This window comes from Rhodanobacter sp. DHB23 (assembly GCF_014842975.1).
Taxonomy (GTDB): Bacteria; Pseudomonadota; Gammaproteobacteria; order Xanthomonadales; family Rhodanobacteraceae; genus Rhodanobacter_A.
Map to the genome: position 1 here is coordinate 150143 of NZ_JACYXK010000025.1, position 24154 is coordinate 174296.

Annotated in this window: 17 protein-coding genes and 1 pseudogene; 9 read left to right on the plus strand and 9 right to left on the minus strand. The window is 68.9% G+C overall.

All coding sequences use genetic code 11. From position 1 onward, the window contains the following. Positions 1-25: 25 nt before the first annotated feature. From IHE47_RS07820 to IHE47_RS07830, 3 genes are read right to left on the minus strand one after another with little or no spacing between them, the layout of a single operon-like run. A complete protein-coding gene (locus tag IHE47_RS07820) occupies positions 26-1837 on the minus strand; it encodes a sulfotransferase (protein ID WP_343227456.1) in 1812 nt (603 codons plus the stop codon). Positions 1838-1861: 24 nt separating this feature from the next. Further along, positions 1862-3241 carry an ATP-dependent RNA helicase DbpA gene (gene dbpA / locus IHE47_RS07825; RefSeq protein WP_192105333.1) on the minus strand — a complete coding sequence of 460 codons (1380 nt, stop codon included), beginning with the start codon at positions 3239-3241 and terminating at the stop codon, positions 1862-1864. Between the two features lie 32 nt (positions 3242-3273). After that, on the minus strand, positions 3274-3684 hold the full coding sequence (locus IHE47_RS07830) for an OsmC family protein (RefSeq protein ID WP_192105334.1): 411 nt from the start codon (positions 3682-3684) through the stop codon (positions 3274-3276). A gap of 118 nt (positions 3685-3802) precedes the next feature. Between IHE47_RS07830 and folB the strand changes: the two genes are divergently transcribed. Together folB and folK are read left to right on the plus strand one after the other, a co-directional pair. Beyond that, a complete protein-coding gene (folB, locus tag IHE47_RS07835; protein ID WP_192105335.1) occupies positions 3803-4162 on the plus strand; it encodes a dihydroneopterin aldolase in 360 nt (119 codons plus the stop codon). Positions 4163-4164: 2 nt separating this feature from the next. Next, positions 4165-4653: a 2-amino-4-hydroxy-6-hydroxymethyldihydropteridine diphosphokinase gene (gene folK / locus IHE47_RS07840; RefSeq protein ID WP_192105336.1), complete on the plus strand. Its 489-nt coding sequence runs from the start codon at positions 4165-4167 to the stop codon at positions 4651-4653. On the opposite strand, the gene IHE47_RS07845 is transcribed toward folK, so the two are convergent. Both IHE47_RS07845 and IHE47_RS07850 read right to left on the minus strand, forming a co-directional pair. Next, positions 4643-5389 carry a pteridine reductase gene (locus tag IHE47_RS07845; protein WP_192105337.1) on the minus strand — a complete coding sequence of 249 codons (747 nt, stop codon included), beginning with the start codon at positions 5387-5389 and terminating at the stop codon, positions 4643-4645. The genes folK and IHE47_RS07845 overlap by 11 nt on opposite strands. 62 nt (positions 5390-5451) lie before the next feature. Next, positions 5452-6192: a hypothetical protein gene (locus tag IHE47_RS07850; RefSeq protein WP_192105338.1), complete on the minus strand. Its 741-nt coding sequence runs from the start codon at positions 6190-6192 to the stop codon at positions 5452-5454. Between the two features lie 204 nt (positions 6193-6396). Here IHE47_RS07850 and IHE47_RS07855 point away from each other — a divergent pair, with 204 nt between their 5' ends. Further along, positions 6397-8604, plus strand: a complete 2208-nt coding sequence (locus IHE47_RS07855) for a TonB-dependent receptor (protein ID WP_192105339.1) — start codon at positions 6397-6399, stop codon at positions 8602-8604. A gap of 160 nt (positions 8605-8764) precedes the next feature. Then, positions 8765-9958, plus strand: coding sequence for an SAM-dependent methyltransferase (locus IHE47_RS07860; RefSeq protein ID WP_192105340.1), 1194 nt, complete (start codon positions 8765-8767; stop codon positions 9956-9958). Positions 9959-10029: 71 nt separating this feature from the next. On the opposite strand, the gene IHE47_RS07865 is transcribed toward IHE47_RS07860, so the two are convergent. From IHE47_RS07865 to IHE47_RS07880, 4 genes are all read right to left on the minus strand, one after another. Beyond that, on the minus strand, positions 10030-11400 hold the full coding sequence (locus IHE47_RS07865) for a S41 family peptidase (RefSeq protein ID WP_192105341.1): 1371 nt from the start codon (positions 11398-11400) through the stop codon (positions 10030-10032). 107 nt (positions 11401-11507) lie between these two features. Beyond that, positions 11508-12713, minus strand: a complete 1206-nt coding sequence (locus IHE47_RS07870) for a peptidoglycan DD-metalloendopeptidase family protein (protein ID WP_192105342.1) — start codon at positions 12711-12713, stop codon at positions 11508-11510. 55 nt (positions 12714-12768) lie between these two features. Then, a complete protein-coding gene (locus tag IHE47_RS07875) occupies positions 12769-13470 on the minus strand; it encodes a phosphatase PAP2 family protein (protein WP_192105343.1) in 702 nt (233 codons plus the stop codon). Beyond that, entirely contained in the window at positions 13470-15722 is a 2253-nt protein-coding gene (locus IHE47_RS07880) for a TonB-dependent receptor (protein WP_192105344.1), read from the minus strand. Before IHE47_RS07880 ends, IHE47_RS07875 begins: the two co-directional genes overlap by 1 nt. A 770-nt stretch (positions 15723-16492) precedes the next feature. Between IHE47_RS07880 and gltB the strand changes: the two genes are divergently transcribed. The 5 genes and pseudogenes from gltB (at position 16493) to IHE47_RS07905 (ending at position 24116) form a co-directional block, all read left to right on the plus strand. Next, positions 16493-20938, plus strand: coding sequence for a glutamate synthase large subunit (gltB, locus tag IHE47_RS07885; RefSeq protein ID WP_192105345.1), 4446 nt, complete (start codon positions 16493-16495; stop codon positions 20936-20938). Next, positions 20935-22371, plus strand: coding sequence for an FAD-dependent oxidoreductase (locus IHE47_RS07890; protein ID WP_192105346.1), 1437 nt, complete (start codon positions 20935-20937; stop codon positions 22369-22371). The genes gltB and IHE47_RS07890 overlap by 4 nt, the downstream gene beginning before the upstream one ends. A 194-nt stretch (positions 22372-22565) precedes the next feature. Next, the gene (locus IHE47_RS07895; protein ID WP_192105347.1) at positions 22566-23450 is read left to right on the plus strand and encodes a methylglyoxal synthase; all 885 of its coding nucleotides are present in this window, start codon (positions 22566-22568) and stop codon (positions 23448-23450) included. Positions 23451-23530: 80 nt separating this feature from the next. Further along, positions 23531-23819: pseudogene (locus IHE47_RS07900) on the plus strand (type II toxin-antitoxin system RelE/ParE family toxin). A 3-nt stretch (positions 23820-23822) separates the two neighbouring features. Beyond that, the gene (locus IHE47_RS07905; protein ID WP_192105348.1) at positions 23823-24116 is read left to right on the plus strand and encodes an addiction module antidote protein; all 294 of its coding nucleotides are present in this window, start codon (positions 23823-23825) and stop codon (positions 24114-24116) included. The last annotated feature ends 38 nt before the right edge of the window (positions 24117-24154 follow it).

Sequence of the window (24154 nt, forward strand, 5' to 3'; positions counted from 1 at the left end):
CAAGCCAAACCAAGCAAATCGCCAGTCAGCGGTAATCCCGCACGATCTCCAGCAAAGGCGCGAGGTGCGCCTCGAAATGCTTCCAGCGGGCCACCGAGGATCGATAGATCGGTTTGCGCACCTGGGCGATGCTGGCGGTTCGCACGATGCGCCCGTTGCGGTGGAAATCGAGGCAGCGCGCATCCCAGGGAAGTCCGAGGTAGTCGAGCAGGCGGCGTGCCTGGCCCTCGGTATCGGCGACCATGTCCTCGTAGCGCAGGTCCAGCACGGTGCCGGGCGGCAGCACGCGGTGCCAGTGCCGCATCAGTTCGATGTAGCGCACGTAGTAGCGGCCCAGGCTGCCCAGCTCGTAGCTGAAGTCGAGATTGCCACCTTCGAACAGGCGCGCGTAACAGGAGAAGCACGAATCCATCGGATCGCGCATCGCATGGATGATCTTCGCGTGCGGCAGCATGCGGTGGATCATGCCCACGTGCAGGAAATTGGCCGGCAGCTTGTCGGTGATGTGGGTCGCATGCGGGGCATGCCGCCACGCGCGTTCCACGTAGGCTTCGCCCAATTGCCGGCAGGCCTCGGCGGAGAGCGTGGCGGCGATTTCCGGATAGGCGGACGCAGGTGTGTCGAAGGAGTGCACCACGTCATGCAGGTCGGTCAGCTCGCCGGCACCGTGGATGCCCGGATGGCTGGCCAGGATCTGCTCGATCAGCGACGTGCCAGAGCGCGGCATGCCGACGATGAAGATCGGCGTCCTGCCGGCCTGGGACGATGGTGGAGGGTTTGCGAAAAAGTCGGCATGGAAGATCGACCGCAGGCGCGCGGCCAGCGCCGCTTCGCGCGCCTCGTCGTGCGGGAAGCGCGTGCGCTGCAGGCGATTGCCTTCCGCATAGGCCGCGAAGGCGTCGTCGTGCCGGCCGGCATCCTCGCGCATCTTGCCGAGCGCGAACCAGTAGTTGACGCGCCCTGCCGGCGGCAGGCCGGGGAGCTGGTGCTGCTGCTCCTCGAGGATGCGCAGGTGCGGGTCGTCCGCGGCATGCGTGCGGAAGGGCGCGAGGTTGCAATGCGCCTGCAGGAAGTCCGGCTTGAGCGCGATCGCGGCTTCGAAGCAGGCGCAGGCTTCCTCCACGCGGCCCTGCTTCTTCAGGCACAGGCCCAGGTTGTTGAGCGCCATCAGGTAGTCGGGCTTGATCGCCAGCGCGTGCCGGTAACTCTGTTCGGCCTCGTCCAGCCGCAGCTGGTCGCGCAGGATGTTGCCGAGGTTGAAGTGCGGCTCGGCGAAGCGGTCGTGGATGGCCAGCGCCTGCCGGTAGCTGGACTCGGCTTCGTCGCGGCGGCCCTGGTCGCGCAGGGCATTGCCCAGGTTGTTGTGCGCTTCGGCGTAGTCCGGCCTGATCGCCAGCGCGCGGCGGTAGCAGGCTTCGGCCTCGGCCAGCCGCGACTGTTCGCGGTACACGATGCCCAGGCTGTTGTGCGTGCCCGCGTCGCCCGGGCGTGCGGCCAGCACCTGCAGGAAGTGTGCTTCGGCTTCGGCGGGCCGATGGATCGCCAGCAGGGTATGGCCAAGCCTGGCATGCGCCTCGATGAAATCGGGCCTGATCGCCAGCGCCTGCCGGAAGCTGTCCGCGGCTTCGTCCAGCTGCCCCTGGGCTCCATGGGCATTGCCCAGCAGGTAGTGCGCTTCAAGGTGGTCGGGCTTGAGCGCGATGGCCTGCCGGTAACTGCGCGCGGCATCGGCCAAGGCACCCCGTGTCATCTGCGACTTGCCCCGGGCGACGAGGGCGTCCGCATCATGCAGCGGCGGCGATGCGCTTTCTCCGGGAGGCATGTCGTCGTGGGGCATGGCGGCGCGGGGGCGGTTCGTGCGTCAGCCCAGCGGCCGCACGCGGAAATTGCGGCCCTTGATGCGGCCGGCACGCAACCTTTCCAGTGCCTTGTTGGCCAGCGCGCGCGTGATCGCCACGTAGGCGCGCGTGGCGAACACGTCGATCTTGCCGATGTCCTTGGCGTCGAGCCCGGCGTCGCCGGTCAGTGCGCCGAGGATGTCGCCGGGGCGCAGCTTGTCCTGCCTGCCGGCGTCGATCACCAGGGTTTTCATCGGCGCCAGGTGCAGCGTCTTGCCGCGTGGCGGCGCTGGCTTCAGCGTGCGCCACGGCAACGCCGTGCCCAGCGCTTCCTCGATGTTGGCCGCCTTGGGGCGCTCGCGCGGCGTGCACAGCGTGATCGCCAGACCCGATTCGCCCGCGCGGCCGGTGCGGCCGATGCGGTGGGTATGCGTGTCCGGGTCGTGCGCGATGTCGTGGCTGATCACCAGCGGCAACGCAGTGATGTCGAGGCCGCGCGCCGCCACGTCGGTGGCCACCAGTACCGAGCAGCTGCGGTTGGCGAAGCGCACCAGCACCTCGTCGCGGTCGCGCTGTTCCATGTCGCCGTGCAGGGCCAGTGCCGAGAAGCCGCGCCGGTCCAGCTCCTGCGCCACCGCGTCCACGTCCTTGCGCATGTTGCAGAACACCAGCGCATGCTGCCCGCGCTCGCCGGCCAGCAGTTGCGCCAGCGCGTCGAGCTTGTGTGCCGGCTCCACCTCGATGAACTGCTGCTCGATGGCCGGCCGGGCCTCGACTGGCGCGTCGACGGTGACTTCCACTGGGTCGTGCTGCACGCGCCCGCTCACCGCGCGGATCTCGTCGGCATAGGTGGCCGAGAACAGCAGGGTCTGGTGGTGCTTCGCGATGCGCCCCACGATGTCGTCGATCGCTTCGCTGAAGCCCATGTCCAGCATGCGGTCGGCCTCGTCCAGCACCAGCACCTGGATGCCGCCGCCGTGCAGGCTGCCGCGCTTCAGGTGTTCCTGCACGCGGCCGGGCGTGCCGACCACGATGTGCGGGTCGTGCGCGAGCGAGGCCAGCTGCGGCCCCAGCGGCATGCCGCCGCACAGGGTCAGCAGCTTCACGTTGGGGATGTTGGCGGCGAGCTTGCGGATCGCCTTGCTGACCTGGTCGGCCAGTTCGCGCGTGGGGCACAGCACCAGCGCCTGCAGGCGGATCGTCTCCACCTGCAGGGCCTGCAGCAGGGCCAGGCCGAACGCGGCGGTCTTGCCACTGCCGGTCTGCGCCTGCGCGATCACGTCGCGGCCCTCCAGCATCGGCGGCAGGCTTTGCTCCTGCACCGGCGTCATGGCGGTGTAGCCCAGCGTTTCGAGGCTGGCGAGCAGGGCGGGTTTGAGCGGCAGGGTGGCGAAGGCGGTCATGCGCCATGATCGCATGCCGTCGCCGCAAGCCCCTATTCCAGTGCGGAATCGATGTGGATCTCGCCGCTCAGCACCTTGTGGATCGGGCAGGCGTTGGCGATCTGCAGCAGGCGTTCGCGCTGTTCCCCGCTCAGCTCGCCGCGCAGGGCGATGCGGCGGCCGATCCGGTTGCTGCCGGGCGGCGGCGCGCCGTCGGGATTGAAGTCCAGCGCCACCTCGACGCCTTCCAGCGGCCAGCCCTTGCGCTCGGCGTACATTTTCAGCGTGATCGTGGTGCAGGCACCCAGGCTGGACAGCAGCAGCCGGTGCGGGTCGGGGCCGGTGTCGCCGCCGTGCAGGGTGGGCGGTTCGTCGCCCGCCCAGGCATGGCCGCGGTCGTCGGTCAGGCGTACGGCGTAAGGCGTGCCGGCGATGGTGGCGGTGACGGCGGGAGTCGTGCTCATCGGTGTGCTCCGGTTGCGGTGGATGTGGTGTATCACGATTGCCCGCGGCCGGTGCGACTTGCATCCGCGGGCGCGGTCGCGGATCGTGTACGGCCCAAGGTTTCCGCCACGCCTCGCCATGGACATCGTTTTCATCGAAGACCTGCGCATCGACGCCGTGATCGGCATCTACGACTGGGAGCGCCGCGTGCGCCAGACCCTGGCGTTCGACATCGAGATGGCGTTCGACAACCGCGTACCCGCTGCCAGCGACGACATCGCGCACACGCTGAACTACAAGGACGTGTCCAAGCGGCTGATCGACTACGTGGGCGCATCGAGTTTCGGCCTGGTGGAAACGCTGGCCGAGCGCTGCGCCGCGATCATCCGCGAGGAGTTCGGCGTGGCCTGGGTGCGGCTGAAACTCTCCAAGCCCGGCGCGGTGCGCGGCGCCAAGGCGGTGGGCGTGCGCATCGAGCGCGGCACGCGGCCGGATTGAGCATGGAGCGCGTCTACCTCAGCCTCGGTTCCAACCTCGAACCGCGGCGCTACCTCAACGCGGCATTGGACGAGCTGCGCGCGCGCTTCGGTGCCATCGCCGTGTCGCCGGCCTACCGCAGCAAGTCGGTGGGTTTCGACGGCGCGGATTTCGTGAACCTCGCCGTGGCGCTGGACACCGAGCTCGAGCCCGAGGCACTCAACGACTGGCTGCATGCGCTGGAAGACCGCCACGGCCGTCGCCGCGACGTGCCGCGCTATTCCGACCGCACGCTGGACGTGGACATCGTGCTGTACGGCGAGCGCGTGATCGATGGCGCCGGCCACCTGCAGGTGCCGCGCAAGGAACTCCGGCACGCCTTCGTGCTGAAGCCGCTGGCCGACATCGCGCCGCAAGCGCGCCATCCGGTGAGCGGGCGGACGCTGGCCGAGCTGTGGGCGGCGTTTCCGCAGGAGAGCGAGCCGCTGCGGCTGGAGCCGCTCACACCGTAAGCGTGCGCCCGCCGTCCACGCGGATGATCTGGCCGGTCACGTAGGGCGCGTCGCGCAGCAGCCACAGCACGGCGCCGGCCACGTCCTGCGGCGAGCCGGCGCGCTGCAGGGGCGTACGGGCGAGCATCGCCTGCTGGTCGTCGTAGGGCTTGCCGTCGCTGGGCCACAGCACGGCGCCGGGCGCCACGCCGTTGACGCGGATGGCGGGGGCGAGGTCCAGCGCCAGCGCGCGCGTCATCGCCGCCAGCGCGGCCTTGGCCATGCAGTAGACCGGATGGTCCGCCAGCGCGCGCTCGGCATAGATGTCCACCAGGTTGACGATGGCGCCGCGCGCCGCGCGCAACGCCGGCGTGGCGGCTTGCGCGAGGAAGAACGGCGCCTGCGCGTTCGAGGCGAACAGCTCGTTCCATTGCGCGATGCCGGTCGCGCCGACCGGGGTGGGGAAGAACGCCGAGGCGTTGTTGACCAGGGCGTCGAGCCGGCCGAAGCGGGCGAGCGTGCCGTCCACCAGCCTGTCCGGCGCCTGCGGGTCGCCCAGTTCGGCTTGCAGCACGAGGGTGCTGCCGGCGCGGGCGTGCTCGAGTTCGGCCGCCAGTGCCATGGTTTCCGCCACCGAACGGCGACAGTGCAGGGCGAGGTCGTGGCCGGCGGCGTGCAGGGTGCGCGCGATCACCGCGCCCACGCGCTTGCCGGCACCGGTGACCAGGGCGACGGGGCGTTCATGGCGGGGCGGCATGCGGTGGTTCCTGCGCAGTTCGTGATGGCGAGAGCTTGCCGGATCGGCGCAAGCGCGTCATCTCACGCCTTGTCCGATGGCGGGCGCCGCTTGCGCGTGACCGCCTTGCGCGCCGCACCGGCCAGCTTGCGCACGCGCGAGGCCGGGCGCGCTGCGGGCGCGTCATCCATTGCGTCGCCGCCTTCGTGCTCGATGCCGTGGCTGAACAGTTCGATGGTGGTGGCGGCCACTTGCCCGGTGTCGTAGTAGGCATAGGCGCCCACGCCCAGTGCGCCGATCACCGGCAGCCAGCGCGACAGGCCTTCGCCCACGGCGCGCTGGCTGAATTTCACGCCGAGCTGCTTGGCGATGCGTTCCACCACGGCGAACGACATGCGGCGGAACAGCAGGCGGTCGCCCATGCGCACCACCAGGTCGCGGAAGGCCTGCGCCGCGGTATGGCGGAACAGGCAGTACAGCATTTGCTCGCGGCCCAGTTCGGCATGGCGGCCGTAGGCGGCGGCGATGTCGCTGACCATCTGCGCCTGGATCTTCCAGATCGCCATCAGCTCCGGCAGCACGGTGAGCCAGCCCAGCGGCCCCGGTGGCAGCGCCAGCGTGCCGGAGGTGAGCGCGGCGCGCTGGGCGGCGCGGCTGGCGATCTGGCGCGCCTTCGCCTGCGGATCGTCGGCGCCCTCCACCTTGCTGGCGGGGATACGGCTGATGAAGTCGAGGATCGCCTGGGTGACGCGGTTCGCCTCCTCCTGCCCACTGATCACGGCGGGAACCTGGCGGCTGCCGTCGGCCTTGCCGTTCTGGCTCATGGCGCAACTCCGTGCGATGCGGAGTGGCCAGTCTAGGGCGGCGGCATGAAGCCCGGATCAATGGCCGGAAAGCGAAACGAGCGCATGACACATGACTTGTGGCCCGCGCCTGGTGGGTCCGGTGTAGGTAATGTTATAACATTACAGTTCATGACCCGGCCGATGTGCCGGATCGCCGTCTCCCCGGAATCGGAATCCCGACCCATGAAGCTTTCTCCACTTGCCCTGAGCCTCGTCACCGCATTGTGCGTGGCCTCCGTCCATGCGCGTGCCGATGACGTCACGCCCGTTCCCGCGCCTGTCACGACCGGTGCGGCGACCGGCAACGGGACGACGGATGGCGACGACAGCCAGCAGGCCACGCGCAACAAGCGTGCGCCGAAAGTGCAGGATCTCAACGGCATCAGTGTCTCGGCCGCGTTGGACCAGGCACGCAATGCGTTGTCGCCCGACACCGGCTCCAGCCAGTACGTGATCGACGCGAAGGACATCCAGGCGCTGCCGCTGGGCGCTTCCACGCCACTGAACCAGGTGGTGCTGCAGGCGCCGGGCGTGGTGCAGGATTCCTACGGCGGCCTGCACGTGCGCGGCGACCACGCGAACCTGCAGTACCGCATCAACGGCGTGATCATCCCGGAATCCATCTCCGGCTTCGGCCAGACGCTGGACGCGCGCGCGATCCAGAGCGTGAGCCTGCTCGACGGCGCGCTGCCCGCGGAATACGGCCTGCGCACCGCCGCCGTGGTGGACATCACCACCAGGAGCGGCGCCGACCTCGGCAACGGCGGCAGCATCGGCGTCACCGGCGGTTCGTTCGGCACCTTCAATCCGAACGTTTCGCTGTGGGGCAACAGCGGCAACTGGAGCGCCTACTTCACCGCCAACTACCTGCAGAACGACGTCGGCATCGAGAATCCCACCGCCAGCCGCACGCCGATCCACGACCACACCAACCAGGTCAAGGGCTTCGGCGACATCACCTACCTGATCGACAACGACACGCGGCTGAGCTTCATGTTCGGCTTCGCCAACAACCGCTTCCAGATCCCTGACAATCCCGACCAGACCCCGCAGTTCGGCTACCTCGACGTCACCAACTTCGATTCCGCCAACCTGAACGAGCAGCAGGACGAGCAGACCCGCTTCGGCGTGCTCTCGCTGCAGGGCAAGCTGGGCGGCACCGACTACCAGGTCTCGCTGGGCCAGCGCTACAGCGGCCTGCAATACCTGCCCGACGACATCGGCGACCTGATGTTCAACGGCGTGGCCGGTGCCATCGACCAGACCGATCGCGCCAGCACGCTGCAGGCGGATTTCTCCACGCCGCTCGACGACAGCCACACCCTGCGCTACGGCGTGTACGGCAGCTACGACCGCGCCGGCACCAACACCGACTCGCTGGTGTTCCCCGCCGACGCCGACGACAACCAGGCCAGCACCACGCCGTTCGGCATCTTCACCAGCGACCGGATCGTCGCCAGGACCTGGTCCGCCTACGTGCAGGACGAATGGAGCATCGGCGGGAACTGGACGGTGAACTACGGCCTGCGCGGCGACGAGTACAAAGCCTTCGGAGCCACCCAGAGCCAGCTCAGCCCGCGCGTCGGCGTGGTCTGGCAGGCCGGCGAGAACACCACCGTGCATGCCGGCTACTCGCGCTACTTCACGCCGCCGGCGACCGAGATGATCACCGCCGCGAACATCACGGCCTTCGCCGGCACCACCAATGCGGTGAAGAACTACGGCGACAACGAGCCACTGGCGGAGCGCTCCAACTACTTCGACGCCGGCATCTCGCAGGACATCGGCAGCCACTGGACGCTGGGCCTGGACAGCTATTACCGCCAGGTGGACCGCCTGCAGGACGAAGGCCAGTTCGGCACCGCGCTGGTCTATTCCACCTTCAACTACCGCCTCGGCCGCGTGGCCGGCACGGAGTTCACCGCCAACTACAGCGACGGCCCGTGGACGGGCTACTTCAACTTCGCCTGGAGCAAGGCGATGGGCAAGGACGTGATCACCAGCCAGTACAACTTCAGCCCGGTCGACCTGGCCTATATCGCCAACAACTACATCTACCTCGACCACGACCAGAAATACACTTCCTCCGGCGGCCTCAGCTACGCGCTGGACGGCAACACCAAACTCGGCCTCGACTACCTGTTCGGCACCGGCCTGCGCCGCGACGGCGCGGTGCCGAACGGCGCCAGCATGCCGGCCTATTTCCAGCTCAACCTCAACGTCTCGCACGATTTCGACTTCGACACCGTCGGCAAGCTGCACACCCAGCTCGCGCTGATCAACGCGCTGGACCGCACCTACGAGCTGCGCGACGGTACCGGCGTGGGCGTGGGCGCGCCGCAGTACGGCCCGCGCCGCGGCTTGTACCTCAGCCTGCAGAAGGACTTCTGATCGAAATGCGGTCGCGGTAGGCGCACCCTGTGCGCGATGGCTTTGGTGCCTGATCGAAGCCAAGAGCCATCGCGTACAGGGTGCGCTACGCGTATGCGGCGTGGCATGCGACGCTCGTCGCATCCGCTATGCTTGCCGCGCTTTCACTGCCGGCATGCCCATGGCCCCCCGACTCCCCGAACCCGGCGCCGACGAGCGCGCGCATTCCGACCGCCTGCTGCAGCACCTGCGCGAGCAGATCGCCGCACACGGGCCGATGCCGTTCTCGCAGTTCATGGAGCGCTGCCTGTATGCGCCGGGGCTGGGCTACTACAGCGCGGGCAAGACCAAGTTCGGCGAGGCGGGCGATTTCGTCACCGCGCCGGAGCTGGGCGGACTGTTCGCACGCTGCGTGGTGAACGTGGTGGCGCCGGTGCTGGACACGCCGGGCGACCAGGCGACCTTCCTCGAGCTCGGCGGCGGCAGCGGCGCGTTCGCCGAGGCGGCGCTCAAGGCCTTCGCCGAGGCCGGCAGCCTGCCGCATCGCTACCTGATCCTGGAGCCCAGCGCCGATCTGCGCGAACGCCAGCGCGAACGCCTCGCCGCCGCGCTGCCGGCCGAGCTCAACGCGCGCGTGCGCTGGCTGGATGGCCCGCCCGAGCACGGCTGGCGCGGTGTGCTGTTCGCCAACGAGGTGATCGACGCGCTGCCCACCACGCGCATCGCGATGAAGGGCGGCGAGGTCTACGAGGAATACGTGGCGCTGGACGGCGAAGGCCGGCTGATGCGGGTGGACCGCCCGGCCGATGCGCTGGTGGCCGGCGCGGTGCGCCACGTCGAGCGCGACCTCGGCGAGGAGTTCGCCGACGGCTACCGCAGCGAGATCCTGCCGCAACTGCCGTACTGGCTGCAGGCCGTGGCCGGTTCGCTGGAAGCCGGCGTGATGCTGTTCGTCGACTACGGCTACGTGCGCGGCGAGTTCTACCAGCCCGGGCGCCGCGATGGCACCCTGATGGCGCATTACCGCCACCACGCGCACGGCGATCCGTTGTGGCTGCCCGGCTTGAACGACCTCACCGCCTCGGTGGATTTCACCGCGCTGGCCGAGGCCGGCAACAGCGCCGGCTTCGGCGTGGCCGCCTACCTGCCGCAGGCGCAGTTCCTGGTCGCCAGCGGGCTGCAGGAAGCTTTCGAGACGGCGCACGGGCAAGCCGCCGATGAGGCGGCGCGCTATCGCCTGGCGCAGGAAGTGAAGCGGCTCACCCTGCCCGAGCGCATGGGCGAAAGCTTCCAGGCGATGCTGTTCGCGCGCGGGCTGGACATGCTGCCGCTGCCGGCGGAATTGCTGGAAGCGGACCAGGGCGGACGGCTGTAGGAGCGCGCCCTGTGCGCGAATGCTTTCCGCTCTGATCGAACATCGGAGCATTCGCGCACAGGGTGCGCTCCTTACTTCGCCACCGGCGCGCCGCGTCCCAGCGCCATGCCTTTCAGCACGTTGAGCGCCTGCGCCAGCGCGTAGTCGCTGGTGGCGAGCTTGGCCTCGGCGGCGCTACCGTCGTTGTCGATGTTGCCGCCGGGCTTGGCGCTTTCGTTGGCGAGATGGTTGGGCAGGTCGGCCTCCGAGCTGATCAGCTCCGGCGCGGTGTCGGCCTTCTGCACGCTGAGGTCGGCCAGCGGGATGTCGGGCTTGATGCCTTCGGCCTGGATCGAGGTGCCGTTGGGCGTGTAGTAGCGCGCGGTGGTGATCTTCACCGCGTGGTCGGCGTCCAGCGGCAGCACGGTCTGCACCACGCCCTTGCCGAAGGTGCGCTGGCCCATCAGCAACGCGCGGTGGTTGTCCTTGAGCGCGCCGGAGACGATCTCGGCGGCGGAGGCGGTGCCGTGGTTCACCAGCACCACCAGCGGCGCGCCGTTGAGCAGGTCGCCGTGGTGCGCGCTGAAGCTCATGTTGGAGTCGGGCAGGCGTCCGCGCGTGGTGACGATGGTGCCGGAGTCGAGGAAATCGTCACTGACGCCCACCGCGGCGGTGAGCAGGCCGCCGGGGTTGTTGCGCAGGTCGAGCACGGCGCCGCGGGGTGCGCCGCCCTTGGCGATCAGCTCGCCCAGCTTGTGCTCGAGGTCGGGCGCGGTGTCGCTCTGGAACTGGGTGATGCGGATGTAGTCGTAGCCGGGCTCGAGCTGGCGCACCTTGACGCTGGTGACGTTGATGTTCTCGCGCACCAGGTGCATGTCCACCGGCTTGTCGCTGTCCTTGTGCACGATGGTCAGGGTGATCTTGCTGCCGGGCTTGCCGCGCAGCTTGTCGAACATGTCGTCCACGTTCTGCCCGTCGATCAGCGTGCCGTCGATCTTCACGATGACGTCGCCGGGCCGGATGCCGGCGCGCGAGGCGGGCGTGTCGTCGATCGGCGTGACGATCAGCAGGCTGCCGTCCTGTTCCTCCACCTGGATGCCGAGGCCGCTGTACTGGCCGGTGGTGTCCTCGTCGAGCTGGGCCAGGCCGTTCTTGTCGAGGTATTCGCTGTGCGGATCGAGGCCGGCGAGCATGCCGGTGATCGCGTCGTTCATCAGGTCCTTGTTGCTCACCGGCTCCACGTAGGCCTGGCGCACGATGTCGTAGACGCGGCTGAAGCGGCGGATGTCGTCGAGGCTGGGCTGGTTGTCGGCGGCCTGGGCGGGCGCGTCCGCACGCACGTGGGTGGGCGGCAGGTCGACGGGCGGTTCGGGCGCGCTCGTGGCGGGTGCAGGCGCGTCCTGCGCATGCAGGAACGGCGCCGCCAGCAGCAGGGCGCACAGGCTGTAGGTGGGAAACCGCATGGAACGACTCCGGGGAAGGGGGTGGAACCGCTGTGCAACCGGCAGGCTCCGACACTACCAGCCTGCGACGACAAGGCGTTGCGCGTCAACGCCGGCGGGCCGGGCGATCAGTGTGACTTCAGCCAGCTGCGCGGATCGACCGGCTGGATGCCGTGGCGCAGTTCGAAGTACGCGCCGGTATTGATGCCGGTTGGGGCGCTGGCGGTGCCCACGGCCTCGCCGGCCTTCACCGCGTCGCCCACGGCGTGCAGCAGGGTTTCGTTGTTGCCGTACATGCTCATCCAGCCGTTGCCGTGGTTGAGGATCAGCAGCATGCCGTAGCCGCGCAGGAAGCCGGCGTAGACCACGCGGCCGTTCGCCACCGCACGCACCTCGCTGCCGCCGGGCGCGCGGATCAGCACGCCGTTGCCGTAGCTGTGCACCTCACCGGAGGCCGGCCAGGGCAGGTTGCCGCGGATGTCGGCGCCGGCGCTGCCCACTTCCAGTGGCGGCGGTGCCTTGCCGCCATGCTTGCGGGCGGCCGCCTGCTGGGCGGCGGCGCGGGCGGCGGCCTCGCGCATCGCCTCGTCGATCTGCTGCTGCAGGCGGGCGACCAGCGAGTTCAGCGATTGCTCGTCCTGCTTCAGCGCGGCCAGCCGTTGCGACTGGTCCTGGTAGGTGGCGTCGGCTTCGGCGGCCAGCTTCTGCTGCGCGGCGCGCTGCTGCGCCAGCTGCCTGCTTTGCGTCTCGCGCTGGTCGCGCTGCGCCTGCAGCGCCTGCTGTTCGGCGGTGATCTGCTGCTCCAGCGCCTGCAGCTGGGCGAGGCCGGCCATCAGCTGCTGCACCTTCTGCAGGCGGTCCTGCTGGAAGTACTTCGAGTAGACCAGTGCGCGCGCGATGCGGTCCATGTCGTCGTTGTCCAGCAGCAGGCGCAGGTCCGAGCCGTGGCCCAGCGCGTAGCTGGCGCGCAGCAGGTCGGCGATGGCGGCGCGCTGGCTGGCGAGCTTCTGCTGCAGGTCGGCCCGCTGCTGCCGCAGTTGCCCGAGCTGCTGCTGCCTGGCGGCGATCTCGGCGTCGGCCTGGCGCAGGGCGCGGGCGGCGGCGGCCAGCGCGGTGGTCTGCTTCGCCAGTTCCGCGTTCAGCTCGTCGCGGTGCGCGGCGGTGGCGGCCTGCTGCTTGCCCAGCGCCTGCACCTCCTGGTGCACGTTGCTCAGCTTCTGCTTCGCCGCGGCCTGCTCGGCCTGGCTCTTGTCCTGCGCATGGAGGGGGGCGATGGCGAGCGCGGCGGCAAGCGCGGCGACAGGCAGGACGGGGACGCGGACGAGGCTGGGCATCGACCGATTATCGCCGAGCCGGCGAACCGGGGCGAGCCGGCCGCCCCGGTGCCGTTCACAGGGGCGGCTGGCCCGGCAACGCGAGCGCCTGGCGCAGTTCCGCGCGTGCCGCCGCGTAATCGGCCCGCCACGAGGGATCGTCCAGCAAGCGCCCGCCGAGCACCGTGCCGGCGAGCCGGCCGGCCTCCACGTCGCTGGGGAAATGCGCGCCCATCACGATGCGGTGCTCGGCATAGAGATCCGCGCGCGCGAAGATCGCGGCGCGCTTCTCCGGCAGCATGTTGGCCAGCAGCACCGCCGAGGTATAGCCGAACGTGGCATGCCCGCTGGGGTAACTCCAGTCGCCGGGCTTCTCCGCCGCGAGCGGTTGCACCTGCGCGGACACCACCGCCGGACGCGGGTGCTGCCAGTAATCCTTGGCCTGCTTCACCTCGGCCTTGTCCAGCGCGGCCACCCGCTTGAAGAAGGCGGCGGTCCTTGGCAGCCGGCTGGCCTGCAGGTCCGATCCCAGCACATCCACGAGGCGGAACACGGACCGCTCCGCGTCCGCCTTGGCCGCCGCCGATTCGGCGGCGGTCCGGGCGTGTTGCGTGGCCAGCACCACATCCAGGTCGTGCCGCGCCCCGGTCGAACCTGCCGCCGGTGGCGGCGGCAGCAGGTCCACCAGTGCGACGGGTGTCGGCACGGTGTTGCCGTCGGCGGCCAGGGCGCCCTGGCCGGCCAGCAGCAGCGACAGCAGCAGCAACGTGCGCTTCATCAGAACAGGTCCGCCGAGAAGGTGATGTTGTAGTTGCGCCCAGGGATGGTCCAGAACAACGGCGTGCCATCGGCCACGGTGGTGCCGGCCAGCGCGTTGATGTGCGTGTTGTTGAACAGGTTGTTGATCTGGAAGGCGACCTTGATGTCCTTCACGTCCGTCCGCTGCAGGTCGAAGCGGTAGCTGGCGGAGAAGTTGGTCACCGCATAGCCGCCGATCGGCGTGTCGTCGTTGGTGTTGGCGGTGTAGTAGGTCTTGCCGACGAACTTGTCCATCAGCGACGCGTACATCGGACCGTTGCGGTAGATCAGGCCCAGTGCGGCGGTCTTGTGCGGCGTGTTCGGGTTCCAGGTGTTGCTCTCGGTCTGGATCGCGCGGTTGAGCGAGCCGTTGGCGTAGATGCTGAAGCCGCCACCGACCATGTAGGTGCCTTCCAGTTCGAGGCCGGTGTAGTGCACGCCGCCGCCGTTGTAGAAGTAGGTGAGGCTGCCGATCTTCTGCTTCTGGATGAAATTGTTGAAGTCGATCTTGTAGACATCGCCGGACAGCGTCAGGTCGTCGCTGTTCCAGGTGGTGCCCAGCTGCCAGTTGGTGGTCTTCTCCGGCTGCAGGCCGCTGTCGGAGACGGCCGGGTCGGCCACGTAGAGCAGGTTGAGGTTGGGCGCCAGGAAGCCCTTGGCCCACTGCGCGTAGGCCGTCCAGTCCGAGGTGAACGAGTAGTGGAAGGCCAGCGAGGGCAGCGTGGCGTTCCATTTCGTCGAGTAGTCCAGCGGCGTGCCGGTCTTCTGGTTGTACTCGGCGTCGAGGTTGCGCTTGAAGTCGTCGTACTTCAGGCCGCCCACCAGCCAGGCGTTGTCGGTGATGTTCCACTGGTATTCGAGGAACGGCTGGAAGGTGGTCAGCGAGTCGGTCATCACGCGGTCGACCGGGCTGGCGCTGCCCTTGGTCGGCGCGCCGGTGGTATTGATCGCGGGCACGTCCAGCGTGTCGTCGAACTCGTATTCCCAGCGCAGGTTGTCCTGGTGGTCGAACCACGCGCCGGTGCGGATCTCGCCCGGGCCCAGTTCCTTGCTCACGCGGAGGATGTCGCCGAACGAGCGGTACCAGTTGCGCATGTGCTGGCCGGGAACGTCGTCCGGATCCTGGCAGTTGTTGCCATTCTTGTCGCAGAACGTGCCGTTCGGCGTTTCGCCGTTGATGTCCAGGCCGTTGAAGCCGAAGTGGTTGTAGGCGTAGGTATAGGCCTTGTTGTCGATGGTCCAGCCGTCGAACTCGGAGTGCACGCCGGCGTAGGCCATGTACGTGGTGATCTTGTCGGTGCTGTACTGGTAGTACGACTGGCTGTTCGGGTCGTTGTTCAGGCCGTAGTTCGGGCCGTATTCGGCGATCTGCGCCTTGCTGGCGCCCCACGGCACGTGCTGGTTGATCTTGTTCCACATGCCGCCGAAGGTCAGCGTGGTGTTGTCGCCCAGCGGCTGCACCAGCTTGGCGAAGATGTTCTGGCGGCGCTGGCCGGAGTAGGTGAGGCGGCCATCCGAGTCGCTGTTCTGCACGTTGATCACGGCGGCGGTGCCGCTGTCGTCGAGCTTGCCGGTGTCGATGCGCGCGCCTTCCACCGCGGTCGCCCAGCTGCCGTAGCTGAGGTAGGGGTGGAGGTTGAATTCGTCCTTCGGATCGATCGACTCCACCGTCACCGTGCCGCCGAAGGTGGCGTCGCCCAGCGTGCTGGCGGTACCCGGGCCGCGGTCCACGGTGACGCTGCTGGTGTCCTGGTTGGTGAAGTACGAGGTGGAGTGGTGGGTGAAGTCGTTCGAGTCGCCCCACGGGATGCCGTCGAAGGTGACGTTGTATTGGCCATCCTGGAAGCCGCGGATGCTGGCCACCGAGGTTTCCATCAGGCCCGAGCCGTTCGGCGCGATGGTGTAGGTGCTGGGCGAGATCGCGATGGCGTCGGTGTAGTCGCCGGTGGGCGCGATGTTTTCCTGCAGGTACAGGCTGCCGATGATCGATTGCGGCTCGACCGCCACCAGGGAGCCCTGCGTCGGCGCCGTCGTGGTCGCGTTGACGGTGCTGGCGTTCACCTGCACCTTGGCCAGCGTCTTGGGGTTGCTTTCCGTGGCCCCGGCGGCGCTCGCATCGGCGGTCGGTGCGGCGGACGGGGTGTTCGTGTCATCGGCACGAACCGGCGAGGCGAGGGCAGCGGCGATGGCAAGCGCGAGTACCGCGCGCAGGACGGGCATGGACTGGGTCATGGGTGGGCACCGGAAGGGAAGAGGGCGTGGTACAGCGGCGCGGATGCTCGCCCTTGCGCGTGACATTTGTGCTGCAAAAGGAAGATGCGATTTGCGCGAAAAAATGCGGTTCCGCGGCGCAATTTGCTTCTCTTAGCGTTCTCTTAGGGGCTTCTTAGGTTTCTCTTAGTCCTTTGCACGAGAGAGTGGATTCCTGTCGGCGACAAAACGGTTTCACCCATCTTCCGGTGCGATGACCGGGCTGTTGCGCTTCTGCGCGCACAGGAGAAAGCGGCTGGCAGTAAAGGCATCCGACGCGGCGCCCGTCGACCTTCCCGGGCGATCCTTCCCTCCGGGCGTCCCCCGATCGAATCCTGGGTCGGCACTGCCCTTTGCCTTCGGGCCGGCTCCGTTGTTCGCCATTGCCCGCCGCGATGGCGTGGGCCGGCAGGGATGAGAAGTGACTCGGGCGCCGGCAGGCGGCCGGAACGACCCGGTTCCCTGCGGGTTCCAGAAGCCCTTGCAGGCGAGCCGGAAACCCCGGGGCGAAGGCCCGCCCACAAGTCCCCGGCCCCGCCTCGCCGTCGAAGGTGAAACAGCCCTTCCGAACCGGGTTCCGCTCGATGCCTGCGTTGCTCCAGAGCCTGCGGCCGGCAAATTTCATTTGGACGTATAGAAGTCTTTGACGCGACGCAGCAAGTGTGGTGTAGTCGAACCGTAATCCACGAAATCCAGCACGGCGCCTTGGCGCCGCTGGGCTTCCGTGCCCTGCCGTCCAGCGAGTGAGCAAGATGAAGCAGTCCGGTGGAACAAGCCTGTACGACGCAGCGTTCGAGCACGACAGCTGCGGTTTCGGCCTGGTGGCGCAGATCGACGGCCGCGCCAGCGCGTGGGTGGTCGATACCGCGTTCGCGGCGCTGGCGAAGCTCTCGCATCGCGGCGCGGTGAATGCGGACGGGGTGAGCGGCGACGGCTGCGGCGTGCTGATCCGCCGTCCGCAGGCCTGGCTGCGCGCACTGGCGGAAGAGTCGGGCATCGCCGTCGGCGAGCGCTTCGCGGCGGGCCTGGTGTTCCTCGATCCGGCCGGTGACGCGGCGGCGAAGCTGCTGGAGAAGCATCTTGCCGAAGAAGGCGTACGTGTGGCGGGCTGGCGCGACGTGCCGGTGAACGAGGATGCCTGCGGCCCGCTGGCGGCGGCGGCGCGTCCGCGCGTGCGGCAGGTGTTCGTCGAGGTCGGCGCGGGCGTGGACGACGAGGCGTTCGAGCTGGCGCTGTTCCGCGCACGCCGCCGCGCCGAGACGGCGCTGGCGGACGATCCGGCGTTCTACGTGGTGACGCTGTCGGCGGGACTGATCGGCTACAAGGCGATGGCGGCGCCCGGCCGGCTGCGCGAAGTGTTCGCCGACCTCGCGCATCCCGCGCTGGTTGCCGACGCGGTGGTGTTCCACCAGCGCTTCTCCACCAACACCACGCCACAGTGGCGGCTGGCGCAGCCGTTCCGTCTGCTGGCGCACAACGGCGAGATCAACACCATCCGCGCGAACCGCCGCTGGATGCAGGCGCGCGAGGCGATCTGGCGTTCGCCGCGCGTGGAACTGGGCGACCTCGGCCCGCTGGTGCGGCAACAGGGTTCGGATTCGGAAAGCCTGGACAACGCACTGGAAGTGCTGCTCGCCGGCGGCATCGACCTGCTCGCCGCGATGCGCGTGCTGGTGCCGCCGGCGTTCGCCGCGCGCGAGAACATCGACGAGGATCTCGCGGCCTTCTACGAGTACTACGCGCTGCACAGCGAGCCGTGGGACGGCCCCGCCGGCCTGGTGATGTGCGACGGCCGCTACGCTGCCTGCACGCTGGACCGCAACGGCCTGCGCCCCGCGCGCTGGGCGCTGTCGGACGACAACCACTTCATCATCGCCTCCGAGGCGGGGCTGTGGGACATGCCGTCGGCGCGCGTGGTCGCCAAGGGCCGCCTCGCGCCGGGTGAGATGGTCGCGGTGGATTTCCGCGAACACCGCCTGCTGCGCGACGCCGACATCGACGAGATCAATCGCCAGCGTGCGCCGTACCGCGACTGGCTGCGCGCCGGCGTGAGTTACCTGGAATCCGACCTGATCGATCCATCGCTGGCCGCCGAGCCGCTGCCGCCCGATCAGTTGCGCTGTTACCAGAAGCTCTATGGCCTCTCGCGCGAGGAGCGCGAGACGGTGTTGAAGGTGATCGCCGAACTCGAAGCCGAGGCCACCGGCTCGATGGGCGACGACACGCCGGTCGCCGCGCTGTCGCGGCAGGTGCGCCCGCTGTTCGACCGCTTCCGCCAGGCCTTCGCCCAGGTCACCAACCCGCCGATCGACCCGCTGCGCGAGAAGCTGGTGATGTCGCTGGTCACCCAGGTCGGGCCGGAAGGCAACGTGTTCGAACTGAAGCCGGAGAACGCGAAGCAGATCCTGATCAACTCGCCGATTCTTTCCCAGCGGAAATTGCGACAGCTGCTGGCACTGCCGCAGTACACGGATACGCCGCGCTTCGACCTGATGTACGACCCCGCGGCGACCAACCTCGAAGCGGCGCTGCGCCAGCTGTGCGAGGACGTGGCGAAGTCGGTGCGCGAAGGCAATGCGTTGGTGTTCCTCAGCGACCGCTACCCCGAGCGCGACAAGCTGCCGGTGCATTCCCTGCTTGCCACCGGCGCGGTGCACGCGCACCTGGTCGAGCAGGGCCTGCGCTGTCAATGCAACCTCATCGTGGAAACCGCCACGCCACGCGACGCGCACCAGTTCGCCTGCCTGCTCGGCTTCGGCGCCAGCGCGATCTATCCGTGGCTGGCCTACCAGAGCCTGTTCGAGCTGGGGCGCGAGGGGCACATCGACGGTGACCGGCTGGAGATCGGCCGCAGCTACCGCCGCGGGATCCGCAAGGGCCTGCTGAAGATCCTGTCGAAGATGGGCATCTCCACCATCGCCGGCTACCGCGCCGCGCAGCTGTTCGAGATCGTGGGCCTCGCGCCGGAAGTGGTGGCGCTGTGCTTCCCCGGCACGCCGTCGCGCATCGGCGGCGCCGGCTTCGCGGAGCTGGAACGCGAGCAGCAGCTGCTCGCCGCCGAGGCGTGGAACGCCGCGCAGCCCCTGCGCGCCGGTGGCATCTACAAGTACATGCACGGCGGCGAGTACCACATGTACAACCCCGAGGTGATCGCCTCGCTGCAGCTGGCGGTGCGCTCGGGCGATACCGCCGACTACCGCGCCTATGCCGACCACGTCGACCGTCGCCCGGCGTCGGCGCTGCGCGACCTGCTCGCGGTGCGGCCGCTGGGCGCGCCGGTGCCGCTGGACGAGGTGGAGCCGGTGGAGGCGATCCTGCGCCGCTTCGATTCCGCCGGCATGTCGCTGGGCGCGCTGTCGCCCGAGGCGCACGAGGCGCTGGCCACCGCGATGAACCGCCTCGGCGCGCGCAGCAATTCCGGCGAAGGCGGCGAGGATCCCGCGCGCTACGGCACCGAGAGGATGTCGAAGATCAAGCAGGTCGCTTCCGGCCGCTTCGGCGTCACGCCGCAGTACCTGGTCAATGCCGAGGTGCTGCAGATCAAGATCGCGCAGGGCGCCAAGCCCGGCGAGGGCGGCCAGCTGCCCGGCCACAAGGTGGACGCCACCATCGCGCGGCTGCGCTACGCCAAGCCCGGCATCGGCCTGATCTCGCCGCCGCCGCACCACGACATCTATTCCATCGAGGATCTCGCCGAGCTGATCCACGACCTCAAGGAAGTGAATCCCGAAGCCTTGGTCTCGGTGAAGCTGGTCTCGCACGCCGGCGTGGGCACGGTGGCAGCGGGCGTGGTGAAGGCGGGCGCCGACCTGATCACCGTCAGCGGCCACGACGGCGGCACCGGCGCCAGCCCGCTCACTTCGATCAAGTACGCCGGCACGCCCTGGGAGCTTGGCCTCGCCGAGACGCAGCAGACCCTGCGTCGCAGCGAGCTGCGCGGCCGCGTGCGCCTGCAGACCGACGGCGGCCTGAAGACCGGCCTCGACGTGGTCAAGGCCGCGCTGCTGGGGGCGGAGAGCTTCGGCTTCGGCACCGGCCCGATGGTGGCGCTGGGTTGCAAGTACCTGCGCATCTGCCACCTCAACAACTGCGCCACCGGCGTGGCCACCCAGCATCCGGTGCTGCGCAAGGACCATTTCACCGGCCTGCCGGAAATGGTGATGAACTACTTCCGGTTCATCGCCAACGACGTGCGCGAACACCTGGCGCGGCTGGGCGTGCGTTCGCTGGCCGAACTGGTCGGCCGCAGCGAACTGCTGGCGCAGCGCGATGACGCCACGCCGGTGCGCCACGCGCTGGACCTCGCGCCGTTGCTCGACGGCGCGAGCCTCGGCGCCGCCAGCGACAGCGCCTGCGCGATGGCGCGCAACCCGATGCGTGATCCCGCCGCGCTGGCCGTGCGCATCGCGGCCGACACCGCGCCGCTGGTGGAACTGGGCGAAGGTGGCCGCTTCAGCTATGCCATCGTCAACACCGATCGCGCGGTCGGCGCGCGCCTCTCCGGCGCCATCGCGCGCAGGCACGGCGACCATGGCATGGATGACACGCCCATCGTGCTGCAGCTCGAGGGCGCGGCGGGCCAGAGCCTGGGCGCGTGGAACGCCGGCGGCGTGCACATCGAACTCACCGGCGAGGCCAACGACGGCGTGGGCAAGGGCATGGCCGGCGGCCGCATCGTGGTGCGCCCGCCCGCGGATTCGCCGTTCGCCACGCAGGATGCCTCCATCATCGGCAACACCTGCCTCTACGGCGCGACGGGCGGCGAACTGTTCGCCGCGGGCCGTGCGGGCGAACGCTTCGCGGTGCGCAATTCCGGCGCGGTGGCAGTGGTGGAAGGTGCGGGCGACCACTGCTGTGAATACATGACCGGCGGCGCGGTGGCGGTACTCGGCAAGGTCGGCCTCAACTTCGGCGCGGGCATGACCGGCGGCTTCGCCTACGTGCTCGACCTCGAGCGCGATTTCGTCGACTGCTACAACCACGAGCTGGTGGACATCCTGCGCATCTCGCCCGAGGGCATGGAGCACTACATGCAACACCTGCGCAAACTGGTGACGCGCCACGTGGAATACACCAACAGTGACTGGGGCCGGCAGGTGCTGCGCGATTTCCGCGGCCTGCAATACAAGTTCTGGCTGGTGAAGCCGAAGGCGGCGAGCCTGGCCGTGCTGGCGGAAGAGTTGAGGAGCGCGGCATGAGCGAGCACAAGCTGTTCCAGTTCCTCGACCTGCCGCGACAGACGCCGCGCACGGTGCCGGTGTCGATCCGCGTGCTGGGCTACGGCGAGATCGCCGGCGATTTCGGCGAGGCGAATGCGGGCGCGCAGTCGGGGCGTTGCCTGGATTGCGGCAATCCGTATTGCGAGCATGCCTGTCCGGTGCACAACTACATCCCGAACTGGCTGAAGCTGGTGGAGCAGGGGCGCATCGTCGAAGCGGCGACGCTGATGTACGAAACGAATCCCCTGCCGGAAATCTGCGGCCGTGTCTGCCCGCAGGACCGCCTGTGCGAAGGCGCCTGCACACTGGAGCAGACCGCGTTCGGCGCGGTGACCATCGGCAGCGTGGAGCGCTGGGTCACCGACGAGGCCCTGCGCCAGGGCTGGCGGCCGGATCTTTCCGCCGTGAAGGAAACCGGCAGGCGCGTCGCCATCGTCGGCGCAGGCCCGGCGGGCCTGGCCTGCGCGGATCGTTTGCGCCACGCGGGCATCGCCGCCGATGTCTACGATCGCCAGCAGGAAATCGGCGGCCTGCTCACCTTCGGCATCCCGCCGTTCAAGCTGGACAAGGCCGTGGTGCGCACGCGCCGCGCCTTCCTCGAACAGCTGGGCGTGCGTTTCCTGCTCGGCCGCGAAGTGGGTCGCGACATCGAGTTCGGCCAGCTGCTGGACGACTACGACGCGGTGTTCGTGGGCACCGGCGCCTACACCTACGTGGACGGCAAGCTGCCGGGCCGCGAGCTGCATGGCGTGCACGACGCGCTGCCGTTCCTGATCGCCAACACCGAGCGCCTGCTGCGCGACGAGCCGCCCGCGCCGGCGTTCGACCTGCGCGGCAAGCACGTGGTGGTGCTGGGCGGCGGCGACACCGGCATGGACTGCAACCGCACCGCGATCCGCCTCGGTGCGGCCAGCGTCACCTGCGTGTACCGCCGCGACGAAGCCAGCATGCCCGGCTCCGCGCGCGAAGTGGGCTACAGCCGCGAGGAAGGCGTGGAGTTCCTGTTCCATCGACAGCCGCTGGAAATTCTCGGCGACGAACATGGCCGCACGCGTGCCGTGCGCGTGGTGCGCACCGAGCTGGTCGCCGACGGCCACGGCCGCCCGCGCCCGCGCAACGTCGAAGGCAGCGAGAGCGAGCTGCGCGCCGACGTGGTGATCCAGGCCTTCGGCTTCCTGCCCAGCCCGCCGGACTGGCTGGTGTCGCATGGCGTGAAACTGGCGCACTCCGGCCGCATCGTCACCGGCGCCGACGGCGCGCTGCCGCAGCAGACCAGTCATCCGCGCATCTTCGCCGGCGGCGACGGCGTGCGCGGCGCCGACCTGGTGGTGCGCGCGGTGCACGACGGCCGCGAAGCGGCGGCTTCGATCGCACGGATGCTGGCCACGCAGGCGGAAGCGGTGGCGGCCTGACGCCATCCCGTAGGAGCGCACCCTGTGCGTGAATGCTTTTGGCTTCGATCAGGCGCCAGAGCCATCGCGCACAGGGTGCGCTCCTGCGGGGAATCCAGGCCTGGCATGGCGGATCCCTTCCTGCCCCGAAGGCGAGCGCATGACGGGTATGCTTTTCGCGTTGTCCTGGTCGAAACCTGCGAGAGGATCACCCCATGCGCCTCGGCCTAGCCGCCAACCAGTTGCACCACAGCCACGACGATGCGGCGCTGTTCCGCTGGCTGTCCGCCTGCGAGCAGGGCATCCGCGAACTCGGCATCGAACTGCACGCGGTGGGCCGCACCCACGACGCCATCATGCGCGCCGGCCTGCTGGCGAACTACGCGACCCTGCGCCGCTACCCCTACGGCCGCGCCGGCGGCCTGATGAAGCTGGTGGCCGAAGTGGTGGGCATGGACGGCGATGCGCGCACGCTGGACGGCGCGATCTATTTCATCGACCCGGTCGACCCATCCTCGGTGTTCCCCGAGGCGGTGGCGCTCAAGCGCCAGTGCGTGATCCACGCCAAGCCCTTCCTCTCCACGGTGGCCTCGGCCCGCGACTGGATCGAGCTGGAGCGCATGCACGCCGGGCTGGCGCCCGATCCCGGCGCGGACGACCTGTACGCGCTGGAGTCGCAGACGCTGGCCCTGATCGCCCACGACGCGATGAAGCCAGCGATGCTGGACTACGCCGCCCGCCACTTCGACGTGCTGTCGCGCTTCGCCCGCCGCGTGTCCACCGGCACCACCGGCCAGCGCCTCAACGAACTGGCCTGGAGCCGCGGCTGGCCGCAGGGCAGGCCGTGGGTGGACCGCTACCAGAGCGGCCCGCTGGGCGGCGACGCGCAGATCGCCGACCTGGTGCTGGAACGCCGCTGCCACCGCGCGATCTTCTTCGAGGACCCGCACGTGGCGCGCCAGCACGAGGCCGACATCCAGTTGCTGGAGCGCGCGGTGACCACGCTCACCGATGTGGCGGTGTGCATCACCACGCCGCGTGTGGCGGCGCGCTGGGCGGAGGCGGTGGAGTTGCGGCGGGGAAGGCGGGAGGCTGATTGAGTGTCAGTCTGGAAGTGAGTTCCCGGTTAGAGCTGTGAACTGCACTTGACAGCCATCATTGTGTGATCCACAGTTCACACATGGTCGAAATCATCACGAGCAACGTGTTCGATGCTTGGTTCGCGGGCTTGCGCGATGCTCACGCAAAGCGACGGATTCAGGGACCGGCTTGCCGTGGGTAATCCGGGTGACGTGAAGCCGGTGGGCGAAGGCGTCAGTGAGCTGCGTATCGAGCACGGCCCCGGCTACCGGGTGTACTTCCTGCAACGTGGCATGGTGCTGGTGGTGCTGCTCTGCGGCGGCGACAAGCGCACGCAAGCGGCGGACATTGCCGATGCCAAGGCCATCGCCAAACAGTGGAGAGGGTGAAAGATGACTACCGCAACGTTTCGCAAATGGGACAGCGCCGAGCACCTGCGCACCGAGGAAGATATTGCCCTGTATCTGGATGCCTGCATGGAGGATGGCGGCGATGATCCGGCTTTCATCGCGCATGCGTTGGGCGTGGTGGCCCGCGCCCGCAACATGAGCCAGCTTGCCCGCGATACCGGCATGACGCGCGAAGGCCTGTACAAGGCCTTGTCCGGCGAAGGCAATCCCAGCTTCGCCACGGTCTTGAAGGTGGCTCGAGCGCTGGGGCTGAAGCTTGCGTTCCAGCCAGCGTAGAAGAAGCTGCTGATGGTTTCCTTCCTGTTGAGGAAGAA

What these genes read in the sequence shown, in the direction of transcription:
- IHE47_RS07850 (WP_192105338.1), bottom strand. Translation starts at nt 6,192, where the DNA reads ATGAGCCAGAACGGCAAGGCCGACGGCAGCCGCCAGGTTCCCGCCGTG.
- IHE47_RS07845 (WP_192105337.1), bottom strand. Translation starts at nt 5,389, where the DNA reads ATGCCGCCCCGCCATGAACGCCCCGTCGCCCTGGTCACCGGTGCCGGC.
- IHE47_RS07870 (WP_192105342.1), bottom strand. Translation starts at nt 12,713, where the DNA reads ATGCCCAGCCTCGTCCGCGTCCCCGTCCTGCCTGTCGCCGCGCTTGCC.
- IHE47_RS07830 (WP_192105334.1), bottom strand. Translation starts at nt 3,684, where the DNA reads ATGAGCACGACTCCCGCCGTCACCGCCACCATCGCCGGCACGCCTTAC.
- folK (WP_192105336.1), top strand. Translation starts at nt 4,165, where the DNA reads ATGGAGCGCGTCTACCTCAGCCTCGGTTCCAACCTCGAACCGCGGCGC.
- IHE47_RS07890 (WP_192105346.1), top strand. Translation starts at nt 20,935, where the DNA reads ATGAGCGAGCACAAGCTGTTCCAGTTCCTCGACCTGCCGCGACAGACG.
- IHE47_RS07895 (WP_192105347.1), top strand. Translation starts at nt 22,566, where the DNA reads ATGCGCCTCGGCCTAGCCGCCAACCAGTTGCACCACAGCCACGACGAT.
- IHE47_RS07860 (WP_192105340.1), top strand. Translation starts at nt 8,765, where the DNA reads ATGGCCCCCCGACTCCCCGAACCCGGCGCCGACGAGCGCGCGCATTCC.
- gltB (WP_192105345.1), top strand. Translation starts at nt 16,493, where the DNA reads ATGAAGCAGTCCGGTGGAACAAGCCTGTACGACGCAGCGTTCGAGCAC.
- IHE47_RS07905 (WP_192105348.1), top strand. Translation starts at nt 23,823, where the DNA reads ATGACTACCGCAACGTTTCGCAAATGGGACAGCGCCGAGCACCTGCGC.
- IHE47_RS07855 (WP_192105339.1), top strand. Translation starts at nt 6,397, where the DNA reads ATGAAGCTTTCTCCACTTGCCCTGAGCCTCGTCACCGCATTGTGCGTG.
- folB (WP_192105335.1), top strand. Translation starts at nt 3,803, where the DNA reads ATGGACATCGTTTTCATCGAAGACCTGCGCATCGACGCCGTGATCGGC.
- IHE47_RS07880 (WP_192105344.1), bottom strand. Translation starts at nt 15,722, where the DNA reads ATGACCCAGTCCATGCCCGTCCTGCGCGCGGTACTCGCGCTTGCCATC.
- IHE47_RS07865 (WP_192105341.1), bottom strand. Translation starts at nt 11,400, where the DNA reads ATGCGGTTTCCCACCTACAGCCTGTGCGCCCTGCTGCTGGCGGCGCCG.
- IHE47_RS07875 (WP_192105343.1), bottom strand. Translation starts at nt 13,470, where the DNA reads ATGAAGCGCACGTTGCTGCTGCTGTCGCTGCTGCTGGCCGGCCAGGGC.
- dbpA (WP_192105333.1), bottom strand. Translation starts at nt 3,241, where the DNA reads ATGACCGCCTTCGCCACCCTGCCGCTCAAACCCGCCCTGCTCGCCAGC.
- IHE47_RS07820 (WP_343227456.1), bottom strand. Translation starts at nt 1,837, where the DNA reads ATGCCCCACGACGACATGCCTCCCGGAGAAAGCGCATCGCCGCCGCTG.